The sequence below is a fragment of the Fructilactobacillus sp. YLN 2507 genome, from assembly GCF_059614085.1.
Genome location: NZ_CM184303.1, coordinates 1,207,984 through 1,221,123 on the forward strand (window position 1 = coordinate 1,207,984; position 13,140 = coordinate 1,221,123).

12 protein-coding genes are annotated in these 13,140 nt (G+C 35.5%); 6 read left to right on the forward strand and 6 right to left on the reverse strand.

The window, feature by feature from the left end; all coding sequences use genetic code 11:
- The first annotated feature begins 89 nt into the window (after positions 1 to 89).
- Positions 90 to 1,643 (forward strand): bifunctional metallophosphatase/5'-nucleotidase, encoded by a 1,554-nt coding sequence (locus tag AC0GLY_RS06280; RefSeq protein ID WP_496611318.1) that lies wholly within the window; start codon positions 90 to 92, stop codon positions 1,641 to 1,643.
- Between the two features lie 39 nt (positions 1,644 to 1,682).
- On the opposite strand, the gene rny is transcribed toward AC0GLY_RS06280, so the two are convergent.
- Positions 1,683 to 3,272 (reverse strand): ribonuclease Y, encoded by a 1,590-nt coding sequence (rny, locus tag AC0GLY_RS06285; RefSeq protein ID WP_496611319.1) that lies wholly within the window; start codon positions 3,270 to 3,272, stop codon positions 1,683 to 1,685.
- 160 nt (positions 3,273 to 3,432) lie between these two features.
- Here rny and AC0GLY_RS06290 point away from each other — a divergent pair, with 160 nt between their 5' ends.
- The 3 genes from AC0GLY_RS06290 to AC0GLY_RS06300 are packed head-to-tail and all read left to right on the forward strand — an operon-like array spanning position 3,433 to position 5,245.
- On the forward strand, positions 3,433 to 3,840 hold the full coding sequence (locus AC0GLY_RS06290) for a helix-turn-helix domain-containing protein (RefSeq protein WP_496611320.1): 408 nt from the start codon (positions 3,433 to 3,435) through the stop codon (positions 3,838 to 3,840).
- An 11-nt stretch (positions 3,841 to 3,851) separates the two neighbouring features.
- Positions 3,852 to 4,697, forward strand: coding sequence for an SAM-dependent methyltransferase (locus AC0GLY_RS06295; protein WP_496611321.1), 846 nt, complete (start codon positions 3,852 to 3,854; stop codon positions 4,695 to 4,697).
- A gap of 8 nt (positions 4,698 to 4,705) precedes the next feature.
- The gene (locus AC0GLY_RS06300) at positions 4,706 to 5,245 is read left to right on the forward strand and encodes a GNAT family N-acetyltransferase (protein ID WP_496611322.1); all 540 of its coding nucleotides are present in this window, start codon (positions 4,706 to 4,708) and stop codon (positions 5,243 to 5,245) included.
- Positions 5,246 to 5,454: 209 nt separating this feature from the next.
- Here AC0GLY_RS06300 and AC0GLY_RS06305 read toward each other — a convergent pair whose 3' ends face one another.
- The 4 genes from AC0GLY_RS06305 to AC0GLY_RS06320 all read right to left on the reverse strand — a co-directional run bounded on the left by AC0GLY_RS06305 (position 5,455) and on the right by AC0GLY_RS06320 (position 8,640).
- On the reverse strand, positions 5,455 to 5,943 hold the full coding sequence (locus AC0GLY_RS06305) for a hypothetical protein (protein ID WP_496611323.1): 489 nt from the start codon (positions 5,941 to 5,943) through the stop codon (positions 5,455 to 5,457).
- 11 nt (positions 5,944 to 5,954) lie between these two features.
- The gene (locus AC0GLY_RS06310; protein ID WP_496611324.1) at positions 5,955 to 6,362 is read right to left on the reverse strand and encodes a hypothetical protein; all 408 of its coding nucleotides are present in this window, start codon (positions 6,360 to 6,362) and stop codon (positions 5,955 to 5,957) included.
- 113 nt (positions 6,363 to 6,475) lie between these two features.
- The gene (locus AC0GLY_RS06315; protein ID WP_496611325.1) at positions 6,476 to 7,660 is read right to left on the reverse strand and encodes an aminotransferase-like domain-containing protein; all 1,185 of its coding nucleotides are present in this window, start codon (positions 7,658 to 7,660) and stop codon (positions 6,476 to 6,478) included.
- Between the two features lie 17 nt (positions 7,661 to 7,677).
- Positions 7,678 to 8,640, reverse strand: a complete 963-nt coding sequence (locus tag AC0GLY_RS06320; RefSeq protein ID WP_496611326.1) for a ketopantoate reductase family protein — start codon at positions 8,638 to 8,640, stop codon at positions 7,678 to 7,680.
- A gap of 491 nt (positions 8,641 to 9,131) precedes the next feature.
- Between AC0GLY_RS06320 and AC0GLY_RS06325 the strand changes: the two genes are divergently transcribed.
- Together AC0GLY_RS06325 and AC0GLY_RS06330 are read left to right on the forward strand one after the other, a co-directional pair.
- Positions 9,132 to 9,572, forward strand: coding sequence for a universal stress protein (locus AC0GLY_RS06325; RefSeq protein WP_496611327.1), 441 nt, complete (start codon positions 9,132 to 9,134; stop codon positions 9,570 to 9,572).
- A 49-nt stretch (positions 9,573 to 9,621) separates the two neighbouring features.
- Positions 9,622 to 10,503: an RluA family pseudouridine synthase gene (locus AC0GLY_RS06330; RefSeq protein WP_496611328.1), complete on the forward strand. Its 882-nt coding sequence runs from the start codon at positions 9,622 to 9,624 to the stop codon at positions 10,501 to 10,503.
- 58 nt (positions 10,504 to 10,561) lie between these two features.
- On the opposite strand, the gene AC0GLY_RS06335 is transcribed toward AC0GLY_RS06330, so the two are convergent.
- The gene (locus tag AC0GLY_RS06335; RefSeq protein ID WP_496611329.1) at positions 10,562 to 12,958 is read right to left on the reverse strand and encodes a phosphoketolase family protein; all 2,397 of its coding nucleotides are present in this window, start codon (positions 12,956 to 12,958) and stop codon (positions 10,562 to 10,564) included.
- Positions 12,959 to 13,140 lie beyond the last annotated feature (182 nt).

The window sequence follows — 13,140 nt, forward strand, 5'->3', positions numbered from 1 at the left end:
TAAGTTAGAGAATGTTAATATTAAATTTACAGCATGCCAGTTTAATATTATAATTTATACATTACAGAAAACTAAAATGGAGGCTGCATATGAAACTAACAATTTTAACTACCAGTGACACCCATGGTTATCTTGCCCCAACTAACTATGTTAAGCCAAATGCTAATATGCCATTTGGTTTTGAAAAAGCAGCCTCAACGATTCGAAAAGAACAGTCTAAAGCCGAAAATACCTTAATTTTAGATGATGGTGACTTTTTAGAAGGTTCACCCTTGGCCTATTATCAAGCAGAGGTGCAAAATAATCGACAACCAAGTGCGATTACTGATGCTTTTAACACGATAGACTACGATTTTGGTACCATTGGTAATCATGAATTTAATTATGGACAAGCTTATTTAAAAAATGCCGTTAAAAATGCCAATCGTCACTTTGTTTCCGCAAATATTTTAGACCAAGATGGTAACTCAGCCTTTGGCAAACCTTATGAAATTAAAGAATTTGGGGACTTGAAAGTTGGTGTGATTGGTTTAACAACTCAATCAGTTGATGCTTGGGAGAATAAGGCTAGTGTAGCTGGATTAAAATTCACTTCTGCTCTTGCAGCTGCCCAAAAATACATACCAGAAATGCGGAAAAAAGCAGATTTAGTGGTAGTTTTATATCACGGCGGTTTTGAAAGGGATTTAAGTACCGGTAATCCCAATGATAAAATTGATGGTGAAAATGAAGCATATGAAATTATGCAAAAAGTACCTGGGATTGACGTAATGGCCACAGGCCATCAACACCGTGCCCTAGCAGGAAAACTTTTTGGAATTCCTTACGTTCAACCTGGACACCGAGGTAATTACATTGGCAAGATTCAATTGACCTTGGAAAAAGAAAATGGAAAATACGTCGTTAAACACAGTAACCAAAAAATCGTTAAAACTGGTGAGGAAAAACCTGATAAATTAGTTAAACAAGTTACTCAACCAGTCGAAAATCAAGTGGAAAAATGGTTAGCTGAACCACTTGCCAGAATTGAAGGATCAATGCACTACGATGATCCCTTCCAAGTTAGAACGCATGGTTCAGCCTTCATTAATTTCATTCAAAAGGTTCAAATGGAAACAATGGGATGTGATATTTCAGCGACAGCTCTCTTTTCTAACGAAGCTCATGGTTTTGAAAATCCTATTACCATGCGAAACATTATTACTAACTATGTTTATCCTAATACTTTAGCCTTAGTTGAAGTTACTGGAGCTGATTTAAAAGCCGCCTTAGAAAAAACAGCTGAATACTTCACGATTAAAAATAATCAAATTATTGTTGATCCAAAGTATCATCATCCAAAGATCAGAGATTACAACTATGATATGTATGGCGGAATTAATTACACGATTAAGGTCTCAAATCCAATTGGACATCGAATTCTTAATCCAACGTATCATGGTAACCCAATTACCAACAAAATGAAATTAAAAATTGTTTTAAATGCCTATCGAGCAGTTGGTGGTGGTCATTACCCAATGTACAATGAGGATAAAGTAATTAAGTATAATACCATTACAATGAGCAATTTAATTGCTGGTTATCTCAAAAAGCATCAAAATATTCAAGCAGATAACACTCATAACTTCAAAGTCATTAAATAAAAAGGAATTCCAATTAAAAAATTTGGAATTCCTTTTTTATTAACTAACATGTTTTTTCTTAGGAGCTGGTTTACCACCGACATATTCGACAGCAGACAATCTCCGAATCGTGGTGACTTTAATTTTACCAGGATACGTAAGTTCATTTTCAACTTGTTCGCAAACCTCTTCAGTAATTTTTTGACTCATTTTATCATCGACTACTTTTGGATTAACAATAATTCGAATTTCTCGACCAGCTTGAATGGCATAGCTTTCATTAACCCCTGGATGAGAATTAGCAATTCGTTCCAATCCTTTCAAACGATTAATATATTCTTCAACAGATTCACTCCGAGCACCAGGACGCGCACCTGACATTGAATCAGCTACTTTAACCAAAATTGAAATCAAATTGTCAGTTTCAAGATCTCCATGTGAAGCTGCTATTGCGTTAATCACGACGGGATCTTCTCCATAAGCCTTAGCTAACTTAACTCCAAGTTCAACATGGGTCCCGTTAACTTCACGATCAATTGCTTTTCCAATATCATGAAACATTCCTGCCCGTTTAGCTAAGCGTACATTTAATCCCAGTTCAGCAGCCATCGTACCACATAATTCAGCTACCTCTACCGAATGTTGTAAAACATTTTGCCCATAACTTGTTCGATATTTTAAGCGACCTAAAATTTTCATTAAATCAGGATGAACCCAGCCAAGATGCAAATTAGCACAAGTTTCTTCACCAAAAATGCGTAAATTATCCATCACATGGTGCTGCGTATCTGCAATTATATTCTCAATGATGCCACTATTTAATGACCGAGCCATAATTAATTCATTAATTGCCTTTCGAACGATTTCGCGTCGAATAGGGTCGTTGGTGTTAATGATTAAAATTTCTTCATGTTCAGGGTGAAAAATCAAATCTACCCCCGTTAATGATTCAATTAAACGCAAACGTTGCTCGTCATGACCAGTGATTTTATTTCGAATTCCTACATCTGGAATCACAATGTTACGCTCAATGTGTTCACGAGGAACATCATGAACCCCACTTTGAATAGACTCCATCATTAAATTTCGTGCAACTTTAGCCGCATTTAATACCATATCATCATGATTTTCTCGGACGGTCACTTCGTAATCACGATCTAAAGTTGTTTCTGTATTATTTAATACTAGTTGTTCTGCTTGTTTAGGAGTTAACCTACCCTTTTCGTAAATAGTATTCCGACGAACTTGCTTTAAATCACGTGCTTGTTGCTTTGTTTCTTTAAGCTGCTGTTGCATCGTTTGTAATTCCACTTGATGATTAGACAACACTTGTTGGATTTTATTTAACCGCGTTTCAAACCCTACTAAACTTTTTTCACGAACATCAAGTCGGCTACTACGAGCTTCATTCTCCGACTTTTGTTCAGTAAATTCCAATTCTTCTTCAACTTGCATTTGTTCAATCTCGGTTTGGGTTACTGTTTTAATTTCGGTAACAGCATCTTTAATTTTAGTTTGATTGTGCTTAACAATTGATTCAGCTTGTTTTTCAGCACTAGAAAGAACTTGATTAAATTTTTTATTTTGTAAAATATAGCCAAGCATTCCACTAATTACTAAACACACAAGAGCAATTAAAAGGATTTGCATTAAGCATTCCTCCTTTCTTATTTTTATTTTTTATTCATTTTTTCAGATATATTTATCATACCATTTAAATCATCATTTTAAAACGAAGCAGACGCTCTCTTTTGACCTATAATTAGGTTATAATAAAACTATATGATGTTATACATGAAGGAGAGTTGGTATGTTCCCAGAAAGATTAAAAGCCTTGCGGAGTGGTCGCCACATCACCTTAGCAGAATTGGCTGATGAATTAAACAAAATGTTTGCTACTGATGAAGCCCATGAAAACACTGCTTCCCAGATTGGAAATTGGGAACGTGGGATTAGAAATCCATCCTACATTGAAGTACGAAAGCTTGCTACCTATTTCAATGTTTCCATGGACTACATCAGTGGTCGGGTTGACAGCGAAAATATTGATATCTCAAAATTATTTATTTCTGGAACCGAATTATATTTCAATGATCAACCAATTAGTGGTGGAGATCGTTACGAAATTTATCAATTAATTGATGGTTATCTTCATGGTAAAAAGAAACGAAAAGCTAATGGTCTTGATCATCAAGAAGAATTAGATCTCGGTTATTAGGAGTTAGGTTTATGAATCGTAAAAAATTAATAAAAAAAATGAAGAAAAATAGACAAATTAAGCAGACCATCCCACCTTATATTCAAAGTTTAAATCAATTTCGAAGTGAATTTAATGATTACCCTGAAATTAAGTTTTTGCTTAATCACGCATTGATGGCTGATCATTTATTATCCTTAAAACAGCTTCCTCAAGACTTACCTAACCTACAATTACCTGACAATATTCAAGACAAAATTTATCAAAAAATTAACGAAAAGTATCCCATGAATGATGCCAAGGGCGATGCTGAATGGAATCAATTATCTAGTGACTTACCAAAATTAGACCAAAAACTTCGTAATTTCCGAGACTATTTAGAGGAACAATATGGCATGTGGGCTTATATTTCCTCTGCATTCACTAATCAGCTTGCTAAATTTTTAGCTGGGAAACGGACGCTTGAAGTAATGGCTGGAAATGGTTATATTTCAAAGGGGTTAAAAGACCATGGTGCCAACGTGATTACCACTGATAGTTTAGCCTGGCAAACGGAAAATGAAACTGGCAAACATCAATTAGTTCCGATTGAAAAACTTTCGGCCTTAGAGGCTTACCACAAATACAAAGATCAAATTGATTACATTTTGATGTGCTGGTCACCTGATGGGGTTCCGGTTGATAATGAATTATTAGAAGCCATTCGAAGTGATGGTAACCAAGTTCAATTAATTGTCATCGGGGAAAAAGATGGTGCTACGAATTCCAAAGTATTTTGGCAAAATGCTGAATTTGAAAAAAATCCTGAAATTAATAAATTAAACCAATACTACCCCCACTTTGATCTAATTCAAGATCAAGTTTATTTAGTTAAATAGGAGAACTTATGCTGAAAAACCAAGTCAATTTATTACCACTAAGTAAAGATACCGAAGATGAGTCCTTAATCAAGAGTCTATTCTTACAGTCTTCCACGTTACGTTACTGGTTTCAACCACCCTTTGCTAATGAAGACGAACTAACCCAATTCATTGATACTCATATTAAAGCCGATGACGTGGTTAGTATGACCATCAACGTGACCGAATCTGGGATGGCTGAACGCCAAATCAAAGTTGGGCTAGTCGAAGTGATTGACATTGATCAAATTGCACGAGTGGGTGAAATTGAAATCACAATGTTAGACAAGCAGCAGGGACACGGTTATGCCCAAGTGGCTTTTCAACAAATGATTGACCGCATGTTTCAAATTTACAATATGCACAAATTATATCTATATGTTGATGTCGAAAATGCAACTGCCGTGCATATCTATAAAAAATTGGGCTTTGAAACTGAAGGAACCATCAAAGATCAATTTTATGCCATGGGAAGTTATCATGATGCTTATTACATGGGATTAACTAGGACTAATTACAATAAATAATTTAAACCAAAAAAAGAGGACTGACATAAATGTCAATCCTCTTTTTTGTAGGCATTTGAATAACTTCAAACGGATCAGGGACGTTCACATCGTCTATCTAATCAAACCATCCACAATACGGTGGAAAACATGGTCCCTAGCAAAAAAATAAGCTATGCTTATTCCGGCTCTTCGCATATAAACATTATACCACAGCTAACTTAAAATAGCTATTCAGCATCCTCATCGTTTTTTTCATCAGCTTTTTCGACTTCGTGTGCTTCAATTTGGTCAAGTTGGAGCCTCGTCCAATTGGCAAATTGACTAACCATGTCCGGCAAATTATTAATAAATTCATCAGATAAGGCTAATTCATCAATTCGCATTTTGGATTTATTAATCATTGGAGAAGCAATAATCATGTAGACATTCACAGGAACAACCCCTTCTCCCACCATAATTTTGTTAATGTTTTTTGCATATTCTAATGGCAAATTAATGATTGAAGTTTGTAACTTAATTGTTATTTCATTCTTTGGCAAAAATAATTCTGCACTACTAATTTTATCGGAATTAATTCCTGCTTCAATAAAATCACACATCGGTTGTAATACTTGAGCTGGATTTTTTTTTAATTCTATTAGTGTCGTTTCAAAGTTTTTAATGGCATATTCAGTCGCTTCTGTTTCAGTAATAAAATCTGCTTCTTCAATTTTCATTTTTTACCTACCTATTTTCTATATTTCATATAACGTTCGGTTCGGGCCTTAGTAGTTGCTTTTCTAAATTTCCAAGCTAACGTAAACCAATATACATTAATTGATAAAGCAATGACAATCACTACTATAACCGCAATTTTGCTAATCCAATGAGCACTACTTAGAATAATAACTTGATAAGCCGCACTAAGATAACCGATGGAATAAATTAATTGCACCAGAGCCAAGAAATAAAAGCCTACCCTTAGTCGAAAAACGGTTAATAATAGCGGAATACCAAATAACCCAATGGCCATCAAATTAGTTCGCATTAAGTCGCTAGATTGCATACCAATTGCTGGCAAATGCATGATGTAGTTTAAAACCAAAAACATTAGTAATGAAATTGTTGACCAAATTATCATTTTAATTGTTTTCATAAATAATCATCCTCTGAGTTTAGTATAGCGAAAATTTGCTGATGTTACCAATTTCAATGCACAATTTATGAAAATTAAAAAGAGATCCCATCATATGAGCTCCCTTTTAATTCCTATCGATTTTGCACTGCTTTAATTGCTTCACCCATCCGTTTAACTCCTTCAACAATTTGTTCATCGTTCATGTTAGAGAAGTTCATTCGGAAGGTTCCAGGTTGTTCTTCGTTTGCAAAGAAGGCAGACCCTGGAACAAATGCCACATTATGTTTAATACATTCATCAAATAACTGTTTAGTATCAACACCTGGAACTTCGACCCAGATAAACATTCCTCCTTGTGGAATACTATGATGGACATTTTCCGGGAATTGATTGTCGATTTCTTGCAACATTAAGTTAGCCCGATGCTCGTAAACATCCGTAATTTTCTTAATATGCTCATTTATGTCAACATCTTGTAAGAATTGAGCAGCAATGTACTGAGTTAAATTATCTGCATGCAAATCAGCATTTTGGGCTAATAAAGTAAACTTATCCATGAAATCTTGATTAGCCACTAACCAACCTAATCGCATCCCAGGCGCTAAGATTTTTGAGAATGAGCTTAAGTAAATCACTCGACCATCAGTATCATAATGTTTCAGGGAAGGTAAAAATTCCCCAGCGTAACGAATTGCACCATAAGGATCATCTTCCAAAACTGGAATATCAGCTTCATTCGCAATTCGAACTAATTCTTTACGCCGTTCCACGGCCATCGTTCTTCCAGTTGGGTTTTGGAAGTTAGGAATGGTATAAATAAACTTAGCTTCTGGATATTTTTTTACGGTTTCTGCTAACGCATCAGTTTTAATTCCATCTTCATCCATTGGAACGCCAACCATCTTAGCCCCGTATGACTTAAATACATCAATTGCAGCTAAATAAGTTGGATCCTCAGTAATGACCACATCACCTGGATTAATCAACATTCGTGCTACTAAATCAATTGCTTGTTGTGATCCAGTGGAAACAGCAATGTTATCAACGGTAGTCTCAACATCACGATCTTTCATTAACTTCACAATTTCTTTGCGTAATCCAGGATACCCTAAAGTTCCTGCATATTGTAAAACTTCATGGCCATATAAATCAAAAACCTTATCGGACGCCGCTTTCATTTGTTCAACTGGAAAAAGCTCAGCAGCTGGTAACCCACCCGCAAAAGAAATTACTTTTGGGTCAGCCGCAGCTTTTAAAATGTCAGTAGTAGCATTTTCGTTACTTTTCGGTACGCTATTTGAATATCTGAATGTCATAATTAACTCCTCGTTTTCTAATGTTGGTGGTATTGACGCATTTGTTCAGCAAGGTGAACTTGATGAGTTACAAACTCATGGGTACGACAAACATAATCGTTATCTCTTCCAACTTTCGCAATGTAACCATTAATGTAATCAACTTCTGTAGGACGTCCCTTTGAAAAATCTTGGTACATTGAGGGATAATGGAATTTTAACTTTTTACAAGAATCCAACACACTTTGCACTTGTTGTTGGCGATTCTCAATCATCTTAATTCCAGCTCGTTCACAAGCATCATGAGCTTCATTAAATAGTTGCCGTGACATGGCCTCAGCACCTTCATATTCACCAAATTGACCCATATTAATTTCAAACATCGTACAAAGTGTGTTACAAACAGCATTAAAGGAAACCTTTGTCATACACATCCCTAACCAGTTAGAAGCCATTTCTGGTCCAAGAGTTGCCTTTTTAAAATCTTCATACATTTGTTCCATTTTGACATCTGGTTTTTTATCATTATAAGGTGCCATGTGCATTGCTTCTCCATTTTTGGGACCCATAAAATCAACATTTCCAGGTCCATTAAGTACCGTTGCAATCATAGCAGTTCCAGCAACCATTTTATCTTTGTCAAAATACTGTTCAATTTTTTCAAAATGACCTAATCCGTTCATGGCTGAAAAAGCATATTGGTCTGGATGAAAAAGTCCAGATTTAGCATCTCGTTTTAACTCTTCATCAAGTTGCATTTGTTTTTTGAAAATAATCCACACATCAGGATGACCTTTGTATTCTTCTGGATAATAGATATTAATTGGAACTAAGTGTTTATCTTTGTGATCCCGAGAAACCTCAACGCCACCTTGTTCTCGAACCTTTTCTACATTTGGTTCCCAAGTATCAATAAAATCAACATCAACATTTGCGTTTTCTTGCAAAAGTACTCCATAACGATATCCCATTGCTCCTGCACCAATAATTCCATACTTCATAATTTTTCCTCCTATTTATGTACAATTAATTAAAAAGAGCTCATCAACAATTGCTTGTTTAATGAGCTCTTTTTAAATTCGACAAAAAAATTTAAACAAATTAGCGACTCAGTTAAACAAACATTGAATTGTCAATGTATCTAGCTGAGTGAATAAATTACCTCTGCATAGATACGAGTGATTTCCACCCGCATCCAAACACAATACGAGTGGCTACTTAATGACCGTAATTAACGCAGAGACTAAAATACTATAATTTACTTTTAGTGAGGTAAATTGTTTCATCATCTAAATTCCTTTCCTTTTATGTTGTTATCATTTAATCATTTCATAGCAAAAATGTCAACAAAAAACTTAAAAATGATAAATATTTTTAAATATAATTCGTGTTTAAATGCTTTCATAAAAGTATTTAGCTTCAAAGTAAAATGCTTATAGCTCTTCTAGAAAAATGGTATAATGAAAGAAACAGAAATTATGAGGTGATCGAAATGGCAAAGAATTATGAACGTATTTTAGCTCCTGTTGACGGTGGAGAAGATACGATGCCCGTATTAGATAGAGCAATTGAACTTGCAAAACAAAATAATAGTCATTTAGATATTTTAAACGTTATCCAAGTTACTCAATTCAATCGTAACTATGGTAATGCAGTTTCAGCCGACACCGTTTATAAATTAACTGATCAAACTAAAGAAATTCTAGAAACTTTAAAACAAACTGCAATTAAACAAGGCTTAACTGATGTTTCAATTCACATGCGGTTTGGTAATCCTAAAAAGATTATTGCACAAGAATTTCCAAGTGACCACCATGATGATTTAATCGTAATTGGTGCAACTGGCCTTTCAGCGGTAGAACGTTTAGTGGTTGGTTCTGTTACTAACTATGTCATTAGAACTGCTAAACCAGATGTTTTAATTGTTAAATAATTACTAAAAAAGCCCATCAACTGGTGGACTTTTTTATTTGGAGAAAAGTATGTCAACCTATCATTACCAATTAACTGTCCCAAATAGCTATGATCATCAATCAATTAGAACTTATTTAAGTAACTACTTATTGTTACCAAAGCACCTAATTTTTTCCTTAAGAACTAACTACCGAGTCACCGTTAATCAAAAATATTTACCGATGAATTTTAAAATTAATGCCGCAGATCAAGTCAGTTTAACCTTTGTGGATGAAGACTTTACCACCCCTCATCAGCCAGTGATTATTGATAGAACTAAGCCAATAAAGGTACTGTGGGAAAACACAGATTTTATGATTGTCAATAAAGATCGAGGGGATAAAACTCATGCTAATCAGCCAGGTGAAACTCATGCAACTTTAAACTACGCAGCAAACTATTTAGCCCCAAAAGCTCCTTACATTGTCCATCGCCTTGATCAACAAACTAGCGGTGCCCTAATCATTGCCAAAAATCCCGTAGTAGTTCCAATTTTGACACGCTTAATTAAAGATAAAGACATTCAACGGACATATTTAGCTTGGGTTCAAGGAAGATTTTCCCAAACCCAAGGTAGCATTAATTTGCCAATTGGACGTGATTTAACTGATCAACGAAAACGAAAAATTAACGGTGCAGATGCCAAGCGAGCTGTTACTCATTATCAGGTTGTTAAACAACTTAATAATAAAGCTTTGCTTCAGGTTCAACTAGAAACTGGACGAACGCACCAAATTCGCGTGCATCTAGCTAGTTTAAATCATCCAATTGTCAACGATCCGCTTTATGATGATAAAACCAATTTTCAAAAACCAATGTTATTACATTCCTGGAAAGTAACGATGGAAACTCCTTTTTATCGAAACCCACTAAAAGTCACTGCACCACTTCCTCCAGAAATGCTGTTTTAAAAGCACAAAAAAAGAGAACTCAAAGGAGTTCTCTTTTTCGTTATAACAAATAATTAAATTATTTGTTAAGTGGTTCCCATTTCCAGTTAGTAACTTCTGGTAAATCAGTACCTTCAGTTCTAATGTAGTGATTATGCTTGTCAATCATATCATTCATTTCTTGAATGAAGTCCATGTTATTTTCAGCTAAACCAGGGATATCTTTAACAATATCTTTAGCCAAGTCAAAACGATCAAGTTGGTTAAGGACACGCATGTCAAATGGAGTAGTAATATCACCATTTTCACGGTAACCATGCACATCAACATTCTTGTTGTCACGATCAAAGAAGATAGTTCTGATGATATCTTCGAAACCGTGGAATGCGAATAAGATTGGTGTATCTGTAGTAAACAAGTTGTTAAAGTCTTCATCACTTAAACCACGAGGGTCAAACTTAGGATTACGTAATTTCAACAAGTCAACAACGTTAATGAAACGAATCTTCATTTCTGGGAAACGTTTGTGTAAGATTGATACAGCAGCTAATGCTTCAAGAGTTGGTTCAACCCCAGCAGTAGCAATAACGATATCAGGTTTTGCACCTTGGTCTGTAGAAGCCCAGTCAACGTAACCTAAACCATTTTTAACAAGGTTTGAAGCTTCGTCAATGTTGAACCATTGTGGACGAGGGTGTTTTGAAGTAGTAATTAAATTAATCTTTTCGTAGTCTGAGAAAGCTACATCTGAAACAGCTAATAATGTGTTAGCATCAGCTGGGAAGTATTCACGGATAAATTCTGGTTTCTTTTCAGCAAGATGGTTGATAAGACCTGGATCTTGATGAGTGTAACCATTGTGATCTTGTTGGAATACAGTTGAAGAATCAATAAAGTTCAATGAAGGATATTGGTTTCTCCATTCCATTTCAGCAGCTTTTCTTAACCACTTGAAGTGTTGAGTAAGCATTGAATCCACAACTCGACCAAATGCTTCATAAGTAGCAAAGAAACCATGACGGCCAGTTAAGACGTAACCTTCTAGCCAACCTTCATCATCATGTTCTGATAATTGTGAATCAATAACACGACCATAGTGGGCCATATGAGCATCAAATGGATCATCGATTCTACGTTCCCATTGACGGTTAGTAACTTCGAAAACATCCCAAATTCTATTTGACCATGTTTCATCAGGACCAAAGGCACGGAAATTATTAGGGTTTTTCTTCATCGTATCACGAACCCAGCCTGACCATACAACCATATCCATTGCTTCCATTTGACCTGGAGTTTCAACGTTTAAAGCGTAATCACGATAATCAGGTAAATCCAATGGTTTAGGATTAATTCCACCATTAGTAATAGGGTTAGTTGACATACGTTTGTCACCCTTAGGAGCTAATTCCTTAAGGTAATCTTTAAGGCTACCGTCTTCGTTAAATGATTCTTCTGGTTTGTAACTTTCCATCCATTTAACAAATTCATCAGCAGTACCCATATCATCTGCAGATAGAGGTAGTGGAACTTGATGGGCACGGAATGAACCTTCGATAGGAAGACCTTCAGCGTTGTATTCTGGACCAGTCCAACCTTTTGGTGAACGGAAAATGATCATTGGCCATTGTGGACGAGTAGCAGTTTCAGCAGTTTCGTTTTCACGAGCGTTCTTTTGAATTGCTAAGATGTCTTCAATAGCTGAATCCATAGCTTTAGCTAAGTTAACGTTAGTTTCGTCAACGTCAGTACCATGAGGTTCATTAGTTTCAACAAAGTAAGGTTTCCAACCTAAACCTTCAAAGTACTTACGTAAGTCTTCGTCAGAAGTACGGTTGAAAATAGTTGGGTTAGCAATCTTGAAACCATTTAAGTTAATGATTGGAAGTGCAGCACCATCAGTAACAGGATTGATGAATGAGCTTGAGAACCATGATCCAGCTAAAGGACCAGTTTCAGCTTCACCATCACCAATTTCAACAGCGGCAATTACGTCGGGGTTATCTAAGATAGCACCAACACCGTGAGAAAGTGAGTAACCTAATTCTCCACCTTCATGAATTGAACCCGGTGTTTCAGGGGCAGCATGAGATGCAATACCACCTGGGAATGAGAATTGTTTGAATAACTTAGCCATACCTGCTTCATCAGCAGTAATTTCTGGATAAATTTCTGAATAGCTTCCATCCATGTATGAATTAGAAACCATTACTTGACCACCATGACCTGAACCTTCGATATAGAACATGTTTAAGTCATACTTGTTAATTACACGGTTTAAATGAGTGTAAATAAAGTTTTGTGATGAAATAGTACCCCAATGTCCGATTGGTTTAACCTTTACATCTTCAGAAGTCAAAGGCTTCTTCAATAAAGGATTGGCACGTAAGAACAATTGACCAACTGAAAGGTAGTTGGCAGTGTTCCAGTATTGCTTCATTTTGTCAAAGTATTCTTTTGAATTGTAATCTACTGACATGCAATAACACTCCTTTTGATAATCATCAACCAAATGGCTGATTTTAAATATGATTGAGTTGAGAAATCAACTCAGCTACACAATCTATATTAACAATTTTCTGTAAAAAGTCAAACTTTTTGAAGATTGGTACGTATCAATTTTAAATGCTGCTGTTGCTAGTATTGTATCCGCTTTCCTAA